At 37.8% G+C, this 20,525-nt stretch carries 11 protein-coding genes and 1 pseudogene; 7 read left to right on the top strand and 5 right to left on the bottom strand.

What is annotated here, in order from left to right; all coding sequences use genetic code 11:
* Positions 1–19 precede the first annotated feature (19 nt).
* The 6 genes and pseudogenes from ACFIJ7_RS07350 to ACFIJ7_RS07325 all read left to right on the top strand — a co-directional run bounded on the left by ACFIJ7_RS07350 (position 20) and on the right by ACFIJ7_RS07325 (position 10,314).
* The gene (locus ACFIJ7_RS07350) at positions 20–2,014 is read left to right on the top strand and encodes a BID domain-containing T4SS effector (RefSeq protein ID WP_375644928.1); all 1,995 of its coding nucleotides are present in this window, start codon (positions 20–22) and stop codon (positions 2,012–2,014) included.
* 317 nt (positions 2,015–2,331) lie between these two features.
* Positions 2,332–5,561: pseudogene (locus ACFIJ7_RS07345) on the top strand (BID domain-containing T4SS effector).
* 857 nt (positions 5,562–6,418) lie between these two features.
* The gene (murJ, locus tag ACFIJ7_RS07340; protein WP_375636419.1) at positions 6,419–7,990 is read left to right on the top strand and encodes a murein biosynthesis integral membrane protein MurJ; all 1,572 of its coding nucleotides are present in this window, start codon (positions 6,419–6,421) and stop codon (positions 7,988–7,990) included.
* Positions 7,991–8,050: 60 nt separating this feature from the next.
* Positions 8,051–9,121, top strand: coding sequence for a tryptophan--tRNA ligase (gene trpS, locus ACFIJ7_RS07335; RefSeq protein ID WP_375636354.1), 1,071 nt, complete (start codon positions 8,051–8,053; stop codon positions 9,119–9,121).
* A 63-nt stretch (positions 9,122–9,184) separates the two neighbouring features.
* Positions 9,185–9,676: a universal stress protein gene (locus ACFIJ7_RS07330; protein WP_015856726.1), complete on the top strand. Its 492-nt coding sequence runs from the start codon at positions 9,185–9,187 to the stop codon at positions 9,674–9,676.
* Positions 9,677–9,735: 59 nt separating this feature from the next.
* Positions 9,736–10,314: a NifU family protein gene (locus ACFIJ7_RS07325; RefSeq protein ID WP_375644927.1), complete on the top strand. Its 579-nt coding sequence runs from the start codon at positions 9,736–9,738 to the stop codon at positions 10,312–10,314.
* A 1,131-nt stretch (positions 10,315–11,445) separates the two neighbouring features.
* On the opposite strand, the gene ACFIJ7_RS07320 is transcribed toward ACFIJ7_RS07325, so the two are convergent.
* Complete coding sequence (locus ACFIJ7_RS07320; protein WP_015856728.1) at positions 11,446–11,781, bottom strand: zinc ribbon domain-containing protein YjdM; 336 nt, start codon at positions 11,779–11,781, stop codon at positions 11,446–11,448.
* A gap of 1,062 nt (positions 11,782–12,843) precedes the next feature.
* The gene (locus ACFIJ7_RS07315; protein WP_375644926.1) at positions 12,844–14,472 is read right to left on the bottom strand and encodes an alpha-D-glucose phosphate-specific phosphoglucomutase; all 1,629 of its coding nucleotides are present in this window, start codon (positions 14,470–14,472) and stop codon (positions 12,844–12,846) included.
* 216 nt (positions 14,473–14,688) lie between these two features.
* Here ACFIJ7_RS07315 and ACFIJ7_RS07310 point away from each other — a divergent pair, with 216 nt between their 5' ends.
* Positions 14,689–15,210 carry a peroxiredoxin gene (locus ACFIJ7_RS07310; RefSeq protein ID WP_375644925.1) on the top strand — a complete coding sequence of 174 codons (522 nt, stop codon included), beginning with the start codon at positions 14,689–14,691 and terminating at the stop codon, positions 15,208–15,210.
* A gap of 806 nt (positions 15,211–16,016) precedes the next feature.
* On the opposite strand, the gene ACFIJ7_RS07305 is transcribed toward ACFIJ7_RS07310, so the two are convergent.
* The 3 genes from ACFIJ7_RS07305 to pyrF form a co-directional block, all read right to left on the bottom strand.
* The gene (locus ACFIJ7_RS07305; RefSeq protein WP_375644924.1) at positions 16,017–16,649 is read right to left on the bottom strand and encodes a replication protein; all 633 of its coding nucleotides are present in this window, start codon (positions 16,647–16,649) and stop codon (positions 16,017–16,019) included.
* Between the two features lie 501 nt (positions 16,650–17,150).
* Positions 17,151–18,638 carry a histidine--tRNA ligase gene (gene hisS, locus ACFIJ7_RS07300; RefSeq protein ID WP_375644923.1) on the bottom strand — a complete coding sequence of 496 codons (1,488 nt, stop codon included), beginning with the start codon at positions 18,636–18,638 and terminating at the stop codon, positions 17,151–17,153.
* 536 nt (positions 18,639–19,174) lie between these two features.
* Entirely contained in the window at positions 19,175–20,020 is an 846-nt protein-coding gene (gene pyrF / locus ACFIJ7_RS07295; protein WP_375644922.1) for an orotidine-5'-phosphate decarboxylase, read from the bottom strand.
* Between the last annotated feature and the right edge of the window lie 505 nt (positions 20,021–20,525).

Raw genomic sequence — 20,525 nt, 5'->3', positions numbered from 1 at the left:
GAGTTTGAAAGGAACATGTATGAAAAAAAGAAATCCTTCCCCTTTTATCACCGAAATGATGGAAAAATTTCAACAACAGACTGAACAATCCCCCACCAGAACCCCCCCTCCCCAAGTTTCTCAAAGTTTGCCAAAACCAACTGTACAAAAACGCCCAGAAAATTTATCACACCACCCAAAGGTTGCTCCACCGCCCCCCCCACGCATGAAAAACCCAGTGCAAACCAGCACAATACCTCCTAGCACCAAAAACCAAGAGACGCCTCTCCCACAAAAAAAAGTGGCTCCGCCAAAACCTCCGCGTGCAAAAGAGAGACAACAACATAAACCAACAGCTCAAGAGTCCCCCTCCCTACAGACAAAAGTGGCTCCGCCAAAACCTCCGCGCATGAGAGAAAAAACACAAACCGGCACAACAATCCCCAGTTCAAAAATCCCCAGCTCAAAAATCCAAGAAAACTCCTCTCCGCACACAAAAGCAGCGCCACAAAGACCTCCGCGTGCAAAAGAGAGGCAACAAAACAAACCAACAGTTCAAGAGTCCCCCTCCCTACAGACAAAAGTGGCTCCGCCAAAACCTCCGCGCATGAGAGAAAAAACACAAACCGGCACAACAATCCCCAGTTCAAAAATCCCCAGCTCAAAAATCCAAGAAAACTCCTCTCCGCACACAAAAGCAGCGCCACAAAGACCTCCACGCGAAAAAGATAGGCAACAAAACAAACCAACAGTTCAAGAGTCCCCCTCCCTACAGACAAAAGTGGCTCCGCCCCCTCCCCCACGCACGAGAGACAGAGTGCAAAACGGTGCAAAAATTCAGAATCCTGAAGCACACTACCCAAGTGTTAGACCCAAAACACCATCACATATGAAAGTCAGGCAACAAAGTAGTTCATCATCACAAGATAGTGGAACATATGCAGTACCTCCTTCACGAAAACCGCACCGTATGGAAAACAGAAAACAAAGCGATGCTGTCATCCCAAAACCTGCCTCTCCACACACAGCAATTGAACAGCCAAAACCGTCTCACGGACAAAAAAAATCTATTAATACAATGGAACGAGAGCTATTACTCGTAGCATATCAAGAAGAAATACGATTTTTGTGCGAAAAGGTTTATGGCAACAAGCTTATTTTAGAAGAAAGAATAGAAGCAATCAAAGAAAACCCCGATATGGGAGAAAAGCTCTTATGGGATGTTACAGAACAGCCTAAGTCTATTTCTAAGCTTGCTGGTAAAAAAGTTCTGGGCATAAAAAATCATGCGCGCAGAAAAGCTGAAGAAAATCTTCCTACCCTACGTACTGCCATTAACGATTATGTGTATACTTTAAAATATACAAAAAGTGAAAAGATTTCACAAGGTTCTCACACGGAACAACAACACCAGCGACAAACACAAAAGGAAGAGCCAATAAATCAACATTTACAAAATCCGCTCAATTCAGAAAAGAAAATAAAGCCTCTCTCAAATCAGGAAATTGCCCGCAGAGTTCAACAAGATCCATCGGTTCGATATGGTCAAAGAGAGATCGAATATTGGTGCGAAATTGTTTATAATGATCCATTTATTTTGCAATATAGAATAGAAGATATGCAAAAAATTCCAGAGATAGGAGAAGAGCTTGTATTTCAAATTGAAAACCCTTCTAGATCTTTTGCTCCGCTTGCTGGTAGGCAAGTCCTTGGCATAAAAAATGGAGCACGCAAAGCTGCTGAAGAAAATCTTCCTACCCTGTGTACCGCCATTAAGGATTATGCTGAAACTGTAAAACAGTTAAGAGAAACCATTGTGCAAAACCATCAGGCAGAACAACAAAAACGTCATCAACCGCTTAACGATCCCGATAAAAAATTGCAAAAGCAGCAAAACTTATCGCGGTCCCCGAAGTTACCTGAACGCTCAACAGCAAAGCAGCATCAAGAGGTTGCAGAAACTTCTAGACAAGAAGACCAGCCGCATGTTCGACCGCGCAGAGCCGAAACATCAAAAGCAATAGCTTTGTCGTGATAAATCTCCTAATTGTTGGCTTTTCATACAAAACTTTGGTGCAATTACCTTGCCAAGATTGCATCAAAGAGGGTGTATAAAATACAGAAAACTTTGAATAAGACACCCCATTATTTTACAGAATTCATTGATAAAATTTCACGATAATACTTCATAAAAATTACAAACTTTAACTTTGTTCCATGCGAATAAGGTCAATTTTTTCAAGCATTCAAATGGGCATTCTTCTTTGAAGAAAACGCAATGAAAATAATTAAAGGCAAAAAATGTAAAAAAAGCTTTCAAAAAATAATGTTAACATTTGAAAGGAAATATACATGAAAGAAAACACTAAACATTATGCCTCTTCCACACAAGAAGAATTGCAAGAACAACACCCTGCAATTAGTGCAGCCATTTCTAAGCAAATCAATAAAGCATCGCAAAATTTCTTTTATCCCAATAGCAAAGTGCTTAAAAATAAATACCGCATCAAAGAGCAAGAAATATTAAAGGAACAATGTTGTGATGATGTAAAAAAAGAAATGATAAAACTGCGTCAAGAACCTCTACCTGAGCAGCTTAATTCCTCCTATCTAAAATATCTTCATCAACACCTCTTTTCCCGTGCATTTGAATGGGCCGGACAAACACGCGAAGAACCTTTTACATTTGAAGATGGTAGTGTTGCTTCTATGCCCATTTTGAAAAGAAAAGAATTTACAAAACCTTTTGCGATTGGCAGAAAAATACAGGAGGGACTAGAAAAGTTAGATAAAACACTTGCTGAAAAGAATAATTTACAAGGCTTAACTCGCGAAGAATTCGTTGAACAAGCAGCTGGAATAATGATAGATTTGCACCACATGCATCCTTTCAGAGAGGGCAATAGGCGCACAAAGAGACTGTTTGTTGAAAAACTCGCTCAAGCAGCAGGACATAAGTTAGACTTTTCTCTTGTGAGCAAAAAACGTAAAGACTTTGTCCGCGCCGCTGCCATGGAACATAGCGATCCAGAACCTATGAAGCATCTGCTTGAGGATATCTCAAATCCAGAAAAATTGCTCATTTTACAAGAATTTACCAACTCTATGAGAGAGCTTGGATTGGATGAAAAAAATTATTATCTCGCTGTCGTCGCAAAAGAAGGAGAAACCTATCATGGTACCTACAGAGGCAGTGGACCCAATGGCTTCATGCTTGATGCCAACGGGATTTTCATCTTGGGAAATAAAAAAGATCTCACCCCAGAGCAAATACAGACATTAAAAATCGGTGACGCCCTCTCCTTTACAGCGCCCAAAACTCAAAACCCAGAAAAAACTCAGCGAAAAACATTGCTTCCAGAAAAAAAAGAGCCGTTCTCACAAGCGATGAAATAACTGAAAAGAGCAAAGATAACGCATCCATTCAAACAAAGAAAAAAGAAAACGCCCTTTTTTCACCATGGATTACCCCTCATGCTTTACATGACAGCATTGAAGTTATGCCTCAAAGTTTGCAAGAACAAGAACAAATGGCCAAACCAATTGCGCAATCTGCTTCCTCCATGAGGAAAACACAAAAAGATTTCCAAAAAAACATTTTACAGACCAGCAATACAGCGACAAATGATCCAATATCTGTCCAAACGACAAAGGAAAAACGCTCTGATCATCAAGAAAGAACAAAACAACCCCCAAAAAAAGCAATGGCATACTGGGACACTGGTACAAAAAAGACGGACAGCGTCCCTCTCACCTTACAGGAGAAATTATCCTCATCGCCTGAAACCGAAGAAAATAAGACAATGTACCGTAATTTCTTTTGCCCTAATAGTATCACCTTAAAAAATAAATATGGAATAAAAGACTATAAAAAATTAAAAGTGCAATGTGCCCATGATACAACAAAAGCAATCATTCATCTACGCCAAGAAGCGCCACCGCAAAAACTAACTTCCACATATCTCCAATATATTCATCACACCCTATTTAAAAATACTTTTGAATGGGCCGGACAAACACGCGAAAAACCATTTACATTTGAAGATGGTACCGTTGCTTATATGCCAATGATGAAAAAAGCTGGTATTTCTTTTGCCTCAGCAAAACAGATACAAGAGGGACTAGAAAATTTAGATAAAATACTTTCTGAAACGAATAGTTTAAAAGGCTTAACCCGCGAAACATTTATTGAACATGTCACTGAAATGTTGATACAGCTCAACTATACGCATCCCTTCAGAGAAGGTAATGGACGCACACAACGAATGTTTTTTGAAAAACTTGGGCAAGTTGCTGGCCACACACTCGACTTTTCTCTTGTAACAGAAAAACGCATGAATCTTGCCAGCATTGCATCGCTAAAACATAACGATAAGGAAGAGATGAAACATCTTCTTGAGGATATCTCAAATCCAGAAAAAATACTTATTTTAAAAGAATTCATAGACAATATGAAACATATTGGATTTGAAAATATTCATCATCATCTTATTATAACAGCGAAAGAAGGTCATACCTATAAAGGCTTCTACAGAGGCAGTGGACCCAATGGCTTCATGCTTGATGCCAACGGGATTTTCATCTTAGGAAATAAAAAAGATCTCACTCCAGAGCAAATACAGACATTAAAAATCGGTGACGCCCTCTCCTTTACAGCACCAAAAGTTCAAAACCAGCAAGAAGTGCTTATCCCCGCAGAAACAATAGCCCCCCTTACCAACAATGAAATTGCCACAAGGATAAAAAACAACGCATCCATTCAAGTAAGAAGAAAAGAAATCGAAACTTTGTGCCAAATCATTTATGGCAATCGTCATATTTTGCAGAAAAGAATAGAAATGATCCATGAAAATCATACTGAAGGAGAACAGCTCACCTATCAAATTGCCACCTCTCCCCAATCTATTTCTAAGCTTTCTGGTAGCAATGTATTTGGCATAAAAAACAACGCGCGCGCCCATGCTGAAGCAAATATTTTGCCCCTCTGTAGAGCCATTGATCGTTATATCAATATTTTTAAACAAACAGAAAGAGACATTCTCCATACCCATCATGTAAAACAAAGGCGGTGTGAACAGTCGGTAAAAATTCCTGAGGCTTGGATGAAAAATCTCTTTTCCTTGTCAAAAGCACAACAGCAAGAAACTTTATCAAACTCTCCTGAATTAAGGGGGGAGATAAGGACTTATATCAAAAAAATCAATGAGCGCTTATCCTCAAGCGAGCATGAAGCTATAAAGGAAAATAATCCTGAAAAACTTGCGAAGTGTCTTGGCACATCAACCGTTAAAGCAAAAGAAATTATGGAAATAGTCAAGCAGATAAAAGAGATAGAACAGCATATACACCCCATGTATTTTTATAACCATAAATTCGATGAGTGCTTAGCACCAAACCAGTATCAATCTATCCAGCATCAATCTATAAAGACAAACAATGAAAAAAAATGTTCCAACACTCTTGATAAAGAAGCAATTAAAGTGCAAAAAATGACAGAAAACGTCAATCAGAGTTCTAAACGACAAGAAAATATTCAACCTCACAAAACAGAGCACGCAAAAGCCATGACAATGAATATCTAAAGGATTCATAAACTTTAACTTTTTGCCCTCTCTGGTAAAAATGATAGCCTTTACCCGCCTGCTTTCATTGGCAAATCAATCGCACCTCAACGGGAATGGAAACCATGAGAGAACAAATTTATCTTATTTCCTCAGATTTTATCCTCATTAACTATGAAAAGAAACCTGAACAAGTAAAATGAAAGGATCAATCATTTTTGAAAATGATAATTAATCACTTTCATTACCTATAGTGCTAAAAACAGACAAAATGCTGTTGAAAGATCACGTCTTCCTATCCTTTTGTTTATGTAATCTCTAAAATGGGAAGGCAGCCTAATTTTGAGAGAATATAAAGCCGTAAAGGTAAAAACCAATCACGAGCTTTGCCATCACCTTTTAGCTTAGCCTTACAACTTTTAAAAACATCTAAAGCACTGTCTTTTAAATAATGGATAGATAATGGAGATTGTACATTGCTTCACGCTTTTATTTTATTTGCGTTCTTTAATAGGGTCATGCCCCTTACATAAAAACAGAACGGTATTGGGGTGCACTATTCACGACATCACACCATAAAGAGAAATTAACATTATATATCCCTATATGTCCCTTCAAACTGTCATGATGTCGCTCCCATATTTCAGTTTGAAAAAGAAATTTTAATTATTTTATGGCAACAATAAAAATTGTAATGCAACAGTAAACAAGGAGCATAAAAAAGTCTTCAAGCACCATTGTTGACAGAAAGATAAACACCGTCGTAAAACGCTTACAAAAAGTATCCTTGATTGGGATACAGATCAGATTTTTACGATTTAAAACGGTTTATTTCTCCTATCATCGCTTCTCTTTTACAACGAACCCGATATATCTTTATGACATTGATTAAAAAAATTGCAACAGTTGCTTCCGGAACCCTCATGAGCCGTATTTTTGGCTTCGTACGCGAAATGCTTATGGCAGCAGCCCTAGGGACTGGTCCTGTTTCTGATGCCTTTAACGCTGCTTTTCGTTTTCCCAACACATTTCGTCGTTTTTTTGCTGAAGGTGCCTTTAACGCTGCTTTCATTCCTCTTTTTGCAAAAAAAATTACTGAAGATGGTCAAGAAACAGCATGCAAATTTGCAGAAGAAGTCTTTGGCGTTCTCTTTTCGATGCTCTTACTGTTAACGATTGCGATGGAACTGAGTATGCCTTTTTTGGTACGAACCATTATTGCCCCAGGTTTTACCGAAGATGCAACAAAATTTAACGCTACAATTCACTTTACTGCGATCATGTTTCCCTATTTAACCTGCATGTCGCTTGCTGCCATGATGGGGGGCATGCTTAATGCTCTGCGACGCTATTTTATTGCCGCCATTGCCCCACTCTTTTTAAACATTATTCTGATTGGTGTGCTTGCCTATGCTTGGATCTATAAACTTGACGCTTGGCATATCGGCTTAAATCTCTCTTGGGGTGTATTGGCAGCAGGACTTCTTCAACTCACCTTAATTGCCCTTGCTTTGCGTCAAAGTGGAATGAAAATTTCCTTCCGCCAACCCCATTTAAGTCCTAATGTTCGCAAACTATTAACTTTAGCATTCCCAGCAGCCATCACGGGTGGCATCACACAAATCAATTTGCTCATTAATACCAACATTGCTTCTAGTCAATCGGGTGCTGTCTCTTCTTTGATGTACGCTGATCGTCTTTACCAATTGCCTCTAGGTGTAATCGCCATTGCCGTTGCAACCGTTCTTTTACCAGAATTAACACGCGCTTTGCGAAGCAAAAAGCACAAAGAAACCCACCATTTACAAAACCGCTCTATTGAATTAACGCTATTGTTAACACTTCCAGCATCCATCGCTTTTTTACTGCTCTCCACTCCCATTGTCAGTTTGCTCTTTGAGCGAGGACAATTTACCAGTCAATCAACACACCATGTTGCACAATTACTGGAACTTTATGGATTAGGACTTCCAGCTTTTGTTCTCATTAAGGTCTTTATTCCTAATTTTTTTGCCCATGAAGATACCAAAACACCGATGATTTTTACAGGTATTTGCGTTTTCATCAATATCAGTCTCGCCTTAACATTATTTCCTATTCTATCTGCACGAGGCATTGTTATTGCTGAAATTACCTCTGGATGGGTCAACGCCCTGTTGCTTTGGGGTGTCCTTATCAAACGCGGTTATTGGAAATACGACTTCCAACTGATAAAGCAAATATTATGTCTCATGATAGCAACCCTTTTGAGTGCACTAGCCCTCTATTACGGATTGAATGTGTTTGGTTTTTTGTCTTTTCCTTTATCCTCACAAGCATCCTTTTTCTTGCGCGCCAGCACCTTAGCTGGGATCATGCTTGGCATATTCTTGATCTATTTTAGTGCCTATTTTTTATTCAACACCCATTCCTTTTTTCACATGCTTAAAAATTTGAAAAAACGCTCATAATATCTATACTTTGTCAAAAACAATAAAACAAATAACCTTAATTGAAGAAAGAGCACTCCTATGGATACCTTCACACCACTTGTCTTTTCCGGCGTACAACCGAGTGGTCATTTACATCTTGGCAATTATCTTGGAGCCATTCAGCGTTGGGTTGAATTGCAAAACTCTCATCACTGCCTCTACTGTGTTGTGGATATGCATGCGCTCACGGTCAACCCAGATCCCCTTACTTTACGCGAATCCACCAGAACAGTGACAGCAGCCTTTTTAGCCTGCGGTATTGATCCTCAACAACACATTATTTTTAACCAATCACGTGTTTTTCAACATGCTGAACTTGCCTGGATTTTTAATTGTGTTGCCCGTATCGGCTGGCTTCAACGCATGACACAATTTAAAGATAAAGCAGGAAAAGATCGCGAAAAAGCATCTCTAGGGCTTTTTGCCTATCCCACTTTGATGGCTGCTGATATTTTAGTCTATCGTGCAACGCATGTTCCAGTAGGCGAAGATCAAAAACAGCATGTTGAACTCACACGCGATATTGCACAAAAGTTTAACAACGACTATGCACAGCGTATTGCCGAATTAAATTTTGGTATCTCTATGCAAACGGATGAAGAAAAAAAACAAGGCTTCTTTCCCCTCCCAGAGGCGCTTATTGGAACAACAGCCACACGCGTTATGTCTTTGCGCGATGGGACGAAAAAAATGTCAAAATCAGATCCTTCAGATTTTTCACGCATTAATTTGACCGATGATGCTGATCTTATCGCAAAAAAAATACGCAAAGCCAAAACGGATTCGGCTCCTCTTCCCGATACCCTTACCGCTTTAAAAGAACGACCAGAAGTGGATAACCTGCTTGGTATTTATGCCGCCTTTGCCAAAGTTAGCAAAGAAAAGATTCTTTTAGAATTTTCTGGTCAACAATTTTCGCATTTTAAAACCGCTCTAGCCGACCTTGCTGTCTATAAGCTTGCCCCTATAACAGAAGAATTACGTCGACTTCATCAAGAAAGTGATTATATCGACTCTGTTTTGCATGATGGCGCTAAACGTGCTAGTATGCTCGCAGAAGAAAATATGAAGAAAATTCGTGAAATTATTGGATTTTTGCACGATACATAAAGGTAATAAAACTAAAAACTGTAGAGAGCAAAAAAATCGTTTGTACAAATATAGAGAAAGTGCATGATTTCCAAACCCAAAAATCCGAAAAAAGAACCCAAGAAAAAGAACTTAGTCATTATCGATGAAACACCAGAGTGTCGGCGTGCCGTTGCGTTTGCCGCACAGCATGCCCAAAATACCAATAGAACATTGGTATTACTTTGTGTCGTTGATAGTGCAGAATTTCAACATTTTCTGGGTGTAAACAACGTTATGCGCACAGAATCAACGCAAAGTGCTCATAAAATATTAGGAGACATTGCCAGTGAAGTCCGCACCACCCATGCGCTTGAAACAGAAATAGTGGTGCGTGAAGGAAAAAAAATTGATGAGATTTCCAAACTGATCGACGAAGATAAAAGGATTGCACTAATTGTTTTAGCAGCCAGTGGACATACAGAAGGACCAGGACCCCTTGTTCAATTAATCGGAAATAAAGGGACAGCTTTTTCAATCCCTGTCATTGTTATTCCTAGCAATCTTGCCGATGAAGATATTAGATCTATTGCCTAAAAAATATAATATTCTACAATGTAAGATCTTCCCAATCCTTCATTATAAAAGGAGAGTTTATGTTTATTCAAACTGAAACCACCCCAAACCCTGCAACGCTTAAATTCCTGCCAGGACGCGTGGTTCTTTCTGAGGGCGTATTAGAATTTCGTGACCCTGAAGAAGCAGCTAAAAACTCACCTTTGGCAGCTAAGCTGTTTAATATTCCCAATATCAATGGTGTTTTTTTAGGCTATGATTTTATCACCGTAAGCAAAAAAGAAGGAGAATGGCAACATCTCAAGCCCGTCATTTTAGGCACAATCATGGAACATTTTCTATCCAATGAGCCAGTGATCGCCACCAACGCTACAACACAAGCACAAACCCATGCCCTTAACGAAGAATTTTATGACGAAAAAGATGCTGATATTGTCTTAACCATTAAAGAGCTGCTTGAAACGCGTATCCGCCCAGCAGTTGCCAATGATGGTGGAGACATTACTTTTCGCGGATTTGAAAATGGTATTGTTTATCTCAATATGCGGGGCTCCTGCGCTGGATGTCCCTCTTCAACGGCAACCCTCAAACATGGTATTGAAAATCTTTTACGCCATTTTATCCCTGAAGTTTTAGGCGTTGAAGCCATGCCACAATAAATATTGGCCTCAATAGGTAAAATAACCACAGCGATTGCCCCTCTTCAACAGCGCTCAAACATGGAGTGCAAAAATCTTGCGTCATTTTATTCCTGAAATTTTAAAAGTAAGCTATGCAGCCATAAAAATACAGTACTGTTAAAAAAATCTGTCTAATAATGATACCTTCACTCATATTTCACCTCCACATATGCCTTAAAAAGATTTCAAAGCCCCTTTTAAGAAGCATAGGTTGTTTCAACAAACCAATCCGTACACAGAAGTACAATGCATGGATGTGCACTTTAAATTTATTTTGTTTCATAATCTTGTCATGTAATTTTAACCAAGAAACCACGACCCGTTACAAAAAAGAAAACCCAAAAAAGAAAACATTGTAAGATAGAGTGCCCATTTGCTCCATCTTTCTCAGTTCTCCCAACAATAAAATCACGCAAAATACTTCTTGTAGCAACCAATCGACAAAGATCACATTTTGCAACTTGAATGAGAATTCTGACATTCTTCTTATTTCAATTCTGTTTTTATTGCATCAATCAAAATCGTCCGCTTACACAGCACAAACTGGATAATAACAAAAACTATTTTTAATAGCTCTTATGCACACTTTTTATAAGGGACTGTTGCAACACTAAGAGCTGGAAAATGCATGACCATACAACCTTATCAAGATCATACCATCCTTTTTCCATTCTTAAAATCAAGAATTCCCCCTCTATCATTTTCAATCTCATTTCCATAAATATGACGCAAACGGTGTAACTACCTGTAAAAATAAATACATTGAAGCTAGATCTATTATGGTTGTTTGAGAAATTATCTGATAAAAAAATGAGAATATTTCTTCAATTCAGCAGGAATAAGTTTGTCTGCTTTACCACGTTGTTCTTCTCATAAAGCACATACTTTTACTGTTGCATGTAAGTCAACATCCAACTTCATCCATAACCGCATATTAAAAGAAAAGACAGAGCCACTATTCCTCTGCGATACATGGCTTTGCAATAAAGGAAAATATATTGCCTCTATCTGATTGGTGTAATCTGTGAAACAAGAAAAGAATCCCATTCGAGAAGAATGTAAAAATAAAAAACCAACGAAATGCAAAAACAATTGCAAGGGGATAAATGCCTAAACTTTTTTCACAAACTCCGACTTTAAACTCATCTGACCAATCCCTGGAATTTTGCAATCAATGTTATGATCCCCATCCACCAAGCGAATATTCTTTACCTTAGTACCACCTTTTAAAACAGATGAAGCGCCTTTTACTTTCAGATCTTTTATCACCATAACGGTATCTCCGTTTGTTAAAATCTGACCATTGGCATCATAAACAGTATCGGAAAGAACAGTATCATCGTTTTTTTGTGGCCATTCATGTGCGCATTCAGGACACACAAAATTTTCACCATCTTCATAAGTATAAAGACAATCACAACGAGGACATTTAGGATATTGGGTCATAAATTCCCCTTTTAAAAGAAAAATCATTCACTATGACTGGTCATAAAGCAAGAAGTGCTTATTGTCCATTATTTTAGAAAAACATTTTCCTTTGTTTCAACCCTCATCTGCCAACTGTGTTCATGAATGCTATCGTCACATACCATATGAGTTTATAAAAATGATTGATCATTATATAACTTAAATGAGCCCCCCGCATATCATAAAATTTACTCACTTCATTCTCTCTAATAAATTAATCAAAATCATTTTCTTATACATCAGCAATGCAATTAACGAATGGATAAAAAACAATTAGAAAAGGAACCTCTCTAAATAAAACGCTCTCAAAAAGCTAAAAACTGAAAAACAAGAAAATGATGCCCTCAACTTGACCTTTTATTTAAGTAAAGATAACAGTCACAATGTTAGAGAACAGACTGATTTATAATCATAGTTAATGGTTTTGTATATTGAATGAGAGCCGATAAATAAGCTGAGATTCTCTCACCCCCTTTTACATTGAATCAACCAAAGCCTTTTGCTTGCATGCTACAAGTAGGAAGAGGCGTGTAAAACGATTATTCAAAATACTAAATATTTTCAAATATAAGAACCAACATTGAAAGCGAGCAAAGTGAATGATGGTACGGTCTTACTCTCTCATAAGCGTAAAATTGTGCTGCTCGATAGATGGTCGCTCATCCCTTTCAAAAGCAACACGCATAAGATGCGTTTTTAGTGTTTTGAGAGAGACGCTTCTTTAAAACAAGCATATGAAATGTGCAACAATGATAATATTTTTTTTGCATAAGGAACATCTCCCCTATTAAACAAACATTGCTATCAAACCATCAAAAACCATCGGACATAAACTCCCCGATTATGCCGGATTATAATTACCTACAGGATTCGGTTTTAAGAAGCCCGCAGTTTTAGAAATCCGATTGATATGTAAAGGAGGAAAAAACAAAGCGCGCTTGAAAATGGAGGATCTGCCTTATGGCAAATAAAATCACACCCCTAAAATCATACCTCATGTGATCAATCATCATACCTTTACAAAAAAATATTCCAATGAACTTAGGTGATAATATCAGGGCGATCTCGCCCCAATGCTTGTTGTATATTTAACAGTTTTAGCGCCACCTGTTGCAAAGGTTGGAGAACTTCTTGCGGATTAAAATTGTGTTTGTGCGGATCACTTTCATACTGTTCAAAATAAAGTCGTAAAGTAGCACCTAGCGTCCCTGTTCCCGACAACCGGACCACCAACCGTGCTCCATTTTCGAAAAAAATACGTATACCTTGCCGCGTGCTAACACTCTGATCAACAGGATCATGATATGTAAAATCATCTGCTTTTTTGACGAAAAATCCTGCAATTTCAGTTCCTGCATGTGGTAAGTGCGTACGCAAATGTTCTATAAGTTCCAAAGCTTTATCTGCTTCGACTTCTTCATAATCATGCCGTAACGTGTAAAAACGCCCATAGGTGTACCAATGCTGTTGAACAATTTGTGCAACAGTTTTTTCTGTTACCGCTAAAAGATTTAACCAAAATAAGACAGCCCATAAACCATCTTTTTCGCGGATGTGATGAGAGCCAGTTCCAAAGCTTTCTTCACCACAAAAGGTTACTTTCCCCGCATCCAAAAGGTTTCCAAAAAACTTCCATCCCGTTGGCGTTTCAAAAAAGTTTAATCCGTGTTTTTCCGCAACCAGATCAGCAGCACGCCCCGTCGGCATAGAACGCGCTATCCCCACAACACCTTTTCGATATCCTTTAATGAGGTGTGCATGTTCAGCCATAATAGCCAAAGAATCTGAAGGTGAGACAAATTGTTGACGACCAATAATGAGGTTACGATCTCCATCACCATCAGAGGCTGCACCAAGATCTGGTCCTTGCTCTGACATCAATAAATCATAAAGAGCCTTGGCATAAACCAAATTGGGATCCGGATGACCGCCTCCAAAATCTGGCAAAGGAATACCATTAACCACCGTCCCTTCAGAAAATCCTAAGCATTTTTCAAAAATTTCATGAGCATAAGGCCCTGTTACCGCATGCATGGCATCAAACCGTAAAGTAAGACCTCGAGTAACGGCCTTGGCAATACAGTCAAAATCAAAAAGCTCCTGCATCAAAGCAACATAATCAGCGACAGGATTAATAATATCAATCCGCATGGCTCCCATAAAGATCGTACCTTGCCTATCTAAATCAATATCTGGTGCTTCAAGAATTTTATAAAAGGAAAGACGTTGCGATGTTGCAAAAATAGCATCACATAAAGAATTAGGAGCGGGTCCACCATTAGAAACATTGTATTTGATACCACAATCTCCCTCTGGACCACCAGGATTATGGCTTGCAGAAAGAATAAGTCCACCATGAGCATGGGTTTTACGAATAAGATGCGAAACAGCAGGTGTAGAAAGAATACCGCCCCTTCCCATTTTAACACAAGAAACACTATGCGCCGCTGCCATCTTCAACACAATCTGAAGGAGAGTACGATTAAAAGTGCGCCCATCCCCCCCAAGAATCAACATTTTTCCTTCAAGAGGCCCAATGTTATCAAAAAGAGACTGTATAAAGTTTTCTACATAATGAGGTTGTTGAAAAACAGATACTTTTTTGCGCAAACCAGACGTTCCCGGTTTTTGCCCCTCGAAAGCCGTGGTCAAAACTGTCTTGATGGTCATGTAAATACCTTCATATTCTTTCCTTTAATTTTAAGGTGAAGAGTATCCAAAGTCGACCATTAATTCTACTTGACGGAAGTGTGAAATATTTGCACACTCGTTAGAAGTAAAAATTCTTGAAGAATCCCTTTTATTTAAACCGTTCTTTCCGATATGCTTTTAAAGACAAAAGCTGTTTTAAAACGAAATTTTTGTAAAAAATATAGGAGCATCCTTATGATGAAAAAAACTGTTCCCAATGTAACATTCCATACACGTGTCCGAGATGAAGTGGGTGAAAATAATTCTTATCGGTGGCAAGAAGTTAACAGCGATGCTTACTTTAAAGGAAAGCGTGTTATTCTTTTTTCTCTTCCTGGAGCTTTTACCCCTACTTGCTCAACTTTTCAGCTGCCTGACTTTGAAAAACTCTATGATGAATTTAAACAAGCGGGTATTGATGAAATTTATTGTCTTTCCGTCAATGATGCTTTTGTCATGAATGCTTGGGGAAAAACACAAAATATCAAAAACGTGAAATTAATTCCTGATGGCTCTGGTGAATTCACACGCAAAATGGGTATGCTGGTTGCAAAAGACAATGTTGGTTTTGGCATGCGATCATGGCGCTATGCTGCCGTTATTAATGATGGTGTGGTTGAGAAATGGTTTGAAGAAGCAGGTTTTTCAGATAATTGTGCAACAGATCCTTATGAAGTTTCTTCACCACAAAATGTTTTAAAAGCTTTGAAAAACTAATTCCGCCCCCAAATCGTCTATTTAAACAAAATTTAACGACACAAATTTCCCTAATAAAGAAAATTTGTGTCGTTTATATTTTTTGAAACATCTATTTGTCAAAGCAGACACTATAAGTTGGTTGTGCGTTTTTGGTGAGAAAATATTCCAGCAATAATTTTTTAATAGGTATTTCACGTTTTAACTGCTTTGAAAAAACTTGAAAAATTTCCAGTAAAAAATCTAAACCAATTATAGTGCTCAAAGAATAAAAAGCTAAAAACTGTTGCACGCTATCAAAAAATGGGGATGCAATTGCGAAATGCGCAAATTCATACAAAACTCTCTCAGAAACATCAAGGACTAACGTATCGATGAAATATGCACGATCAATGCTAAATTTCTCCTATTGAGAAAAACTTTGTGTCAAACAATAATTTGATTTATAATTTTTCATGTCGAATGAGAGGCACTGAATATCATAAGATTGTTTTATTTTATCCCTTCTTATATTGAATCCCTTAAAACTATTTTCTTGCTCATTAGCAAGTGAGATTGGCATATGAATAAACGATTAAAAAGAGTAAAAGTACGTCTCATAAACGCTCTAAAATACAAGAGCTATGAACACCATTACTGCAAGGTTCATAAAAATATCAAGAAAGAAAATATGCCATAAAAACGGCTCTGCATAAATAACTGTTCATGAAGAATATTAAATAAAAACAGATCCCGTAAACATTCCAATTCACATACCATAAACAGACTCATTGCTGTTCTCATAGCCATTTATTCTAAGCTTTTATTTTTCTCTAAGAGAGAAACAGTTAAAGAAGGCGTTTATTTGGATATTCTACCATAAAGTGTGTTTTCATTTCTTCCTCTTCTATCTCTTCCTCTTCATCGAACTCAAAATCTTCATCACATTCAGGAAGCCCAAAAATATCTGGATTAATGAAATAACAATATTTTTTTGTCCCCTTCGCTACAATTTTATTCTTTTCTAATTCTTTGATACCTTCTTTAAAACTTTCAAAATTAAGATATTCTGGTTCTTGAATTGAAAGATCACAAATCAAAAATTCATTGAGAGTATCCTCATCTAATCTTACCTGATCAAACCATAAATCCACATCATCTTCATCTGACATTTTCCCTACTTGCCACAACATCACAAAAAATGCTTTCATACCACTAAATGATAGCCCAAAAATCATACGCCGACTATCGGACGCTCCTGAAAACGTAATTTGCGGAAGATCTTCAAATCCGAAATTTGAAGGAGGAAGTTTAAATGATTTTCCAATATCTTCAGGTTTTTTCAAAATAAAGGGATTTCTTTCATATAATACTGTAAAATCATATTGGGCCATTTTCATTTCTCCGTAAAAAATTGATTTGTTATAATAAATGAATAATTTCAAATGGTTGTCATTATAATCTCTTATAATTCCTCCCATATTTTCCCTTTAAAAATTGTCTGATTTAAGTTATTCGTTGCTTTTGAAACTAAAAAAATCTTCTAAAATAAAACTCTTGAGATTTCTTTCATCTCTCATGGATGTGAGATTGTAGACTGCCGACAATAAAACAGTAGAAATATGATATCAGCAAATGAGAATTCAAAAATTAAATCCATATGAATGATCAATATTTCTATAAACTATTGGGTTTCTGTTATTGATCATCAATTTTTCTAAACAGGATTGCGTCAAGAACCTCAAATGCTTCAGTGTCCAGTATCTTGCTTCACGCAAGGTACTTACCTCGCGCGCTCAAAAGCATTCATTTCATAATGAAGACAAAGCATTTTTATCTTTAAAAAATTGCTTTTATGCCGCAGGAACTTTAAAAAATAACGCGATTTTAAGAATATCTAAACAAGTAAAATACAAATTCTGAAAATTGAAGAGGAAATGTTCGAGCTTTTCCCAACAATCGCTTTCACAAAACTTTTATCATTACCGTTTTTGGGCTGCCAAAATATCTTGTACTGTTTGAACCAATTGCTCTTCATCAATCATCACTTGCGCAGGACGGCTTTCACGCCATGTTTGATTGTCCTTAATTTCGTGGGACAAACGCGCCCCTTCAATCAAATCTTTAATCTGTATTTTTCCGCTCTCACGTTCTTGTGAGCCTTGGATCACCACACAAGGCGCTTGACGTCGATCTGCATATTTCATCTGCGCTTTTATCCCCGATGCCCCCAAATAGAGCTCAGCACGAATTCCCGCACCACGCAACTGCATCACCATTTTTTGATAGCGTGCAACAGCTTCTGGTTCTTTATCCATCATCAACACCACAACCGGCCCTGTTGTCTCCTTCATAGGCAACTTTCCAAGATTTTGCAAAGCAGCAATCAAGCGTGAAACCCCGATTGAAAAACCTGTTGCTGGAATATTTTCACCACGAAAGCGTGCCACCAATCCATCATAGCGCCCACCACCACCAACGGAGCCAAAAACAACTTTTTGCCCATCATCATTGAGAACATCAAAAAGCAATGCCGCCTCAAAAACAGGTCCAGTATAATATTCCAATCCACGAACCACCGAAGGATCAATTTTAATGCGATTGTGATAACCATTAGCGACAAAGATTGCTTGCATTTCCTCAAGCTCGCGAACCCCTTCAAGCCCCTGAGCACTCTGACCAACGACTTGTCTGAGAGCATCAAGGATTTCTTCTGCTGTTTTTGCGTTTACAGTCAGTAAGGAAAGAATACACTCAATCTCTTTATCCTTAAGCTCGGCCCCTTTTGTAAAATCACCACTTTCATCCAAACGCCCCTTGCCTAGAAGAAAACGCACGCCTTCAGGACCAAATTTATCCAGTTTATCCATTGCTCGAAGCACAGTTAAGCGCCTTTCAATCTGCTCCCTTTCCCCTAAACCAATCAATTCTAAAACACTTTCCAGAATTTTTCGGTTATTCAAGCGAATGGCATAATCATGCTGCTGAAACCCTAACTTTTCCAAACTGTCTGCTGCCATCATACAAATTTCGGCATCCGCTGCTACCGTTGGTGTTCCAACAATATCCGCATCAAACTGCATAAATTGCCGAAAGCGCCCTGGTCCAGGTTTTTCATTGCGAAACACAAAACCAAGACGATAACTGCGATAAGGCTTTGGCAAAACTTCAAAATTCTCTGCAAAATAACGGGCAAGAGGCGCAGTAAGATCATAGCGCAAAGACATCCATTGCTCATCATCATCTTGTAGCGAAAAAACGCCCGCATTTGGACGATCTTCATCAGGCAAAAACTTACCCAGCACATCTGTATATTCAAAAATTGGTGTTTCCAGTGCTTCAAAACCGTAAAGTTCATAAACTTCACGAATTTGCGCAATCATTGTTTCAGTTGCATACAACTGTGCACTTGTACGATCCACAAAACCACGGGGTAAACGGGCTTTGGTTTTTTCTTGTTTCAATGACATGTTTTTCTCTAACAACAATATGTATTCACAGATAACGTGTGTCTATCTTATAGAAACCAACGCTGCAATGACTTTATCAATCTAAAAACTTTTAATAACATGTTAGAGTCCTTTATTTTACAAAAGTAATATCCTTATAAAGCAATATTCTAAAAGAGTTTATCCTGTAAGATGAGTCATAGCCCTTAAACTAAAACGTGCCCAAAACGAATACACTCTCCAAGCCCTCTTATGCCTCATCTTTTAGCACTGTTCAGGTATTTCTTACATTTTCTTCCTTTATCTCGTCTTTCTTGAAGCAATTTTTCATATATTCCCAAGATTTCTGCATTTTTTTCAAACCTTTGCTTTCCGTATTTGGTCCTCCCAATCCCAACAGAAAATAAGAAATATATGAACACTTTTTGAAAAGATCAAAAACAACTCTTAACTTTAGATAAAGAAAAACACTTCTTGAAATTCGTATCTGACTTAAAATTTGATAAACCACCTTCTTTTATAAGAGCTTTTTTTCTTTGATGACTTAGCAAAAAACTTTAAGATAGAAGCGTGTTTTTAGATTGCTCGGCAAAATCATGAATAACATTTTTTAAATCAACACTATTTCGACCAACCTCTGTAATCGATCTTGAAATGGAAGGAATAAGATTCTGCCATAACCTTTGAGGAAACTGCTGAGTTAATTGTGTTATTGTTCCCCCTTGAGCCCCAATGCCAGGAACGAGAAATAAGTTATTTTCTAACTGTTCGATTGTATCTTTTGCTTCATTGCCCAATGTTGCTCCAATCACTGCCCCAATAGGACCAACATGATGATATTGACTTGAAGATTGGCTATTATATTCAAAAATACGCTGCGCCAAATGAACAGAAACCGTTTGATCACCAATGCGCGCATTGCGAATGTGCCTTCCCTCTGGATTCGAAGATTGAACAACCATAAAAACAGCCGTTTTTGTTTCTTCTGCAATCTTTATTAAAGGAATGAGAGCATCAAATCCTAAAAAAGGATTGACTGTTATGGCATCTGCTTTAAACGCACTGCTTGAACCAAGCCAAGCTTTACCGTAAGCCTCAGCAGTAGAGCCAATATCCCCTCTTTTCGTATCAACGAGAACCAACAAACCTTGTTCGTGTGCATTTTCAATAAGTTCTTTGAGAATTTGAAGCCCTTCCACCCCATATAACTCAAAAAATGCGGCTTGAGGCTTTATCATCCCCACTTTATCCACAACCGCTGTTAAGAGGATATCACAAAAATCTTTTAGACCTTTATAATCACAGCTTAAATTCCATGATTGCAAAACTTTATGACTCGGATCAAAACCAACGCAAAGCGGTCCATATTTTTCACTATTTTTAAAAAAAGCTGAACAAAACATTTTATATCCTAACACGGTCTGTCTTTAAACTTTTTGATACAATCAAAAAGAAAAGCATTTGTCAAAAGAATACAATACTGAAAACACAAAGAAAGAGCTCTCTATACAAAGTGTGCTTTTATTTATGAAACATAAATATATTCCCATTCGTAACGCTTATCACATGTTTATCGATCAAGACGTTGTCATGAGACAAAAATTCAAATTTATGAAAGAATATAAACAAAAAAAGCGTTCATATTATTTTGTTCAATGACCTCATAAAGCCCAATAGGCGTGCCTTTTCGTTTTCACACCCTTTTTTATGATCAACAAAAACTCTCTATGAACACGCTTTAAACAAAAGTTTCAAAAGAAAATGCCCCACCATGATGATCTCGATCTTAACTTTAGATCTTTCTTATCCCTTTTTAGCGGCTATTTATCCATTTTGGAACATAATTGGCAAAAAGACATTGTATCTCCAGCATATTCAAGGAGATAAAACATGGAAACTCGCATTCCT

The organism is Bartonella sp. MR100HLJHH (assembly GCF_042194215.1).
Lineage (GTDB): Bacteria > Pseudomonadota > Alphaproteobacteria > Rhizobiales > Rhizobiaceae > Bartonella > Bartonella grahamii.
The sequence above is the reverse complement of the archived record's forward strand: the minus strand, read 5'-3'. Positions and strand labels throughout refer to the sequence as shown.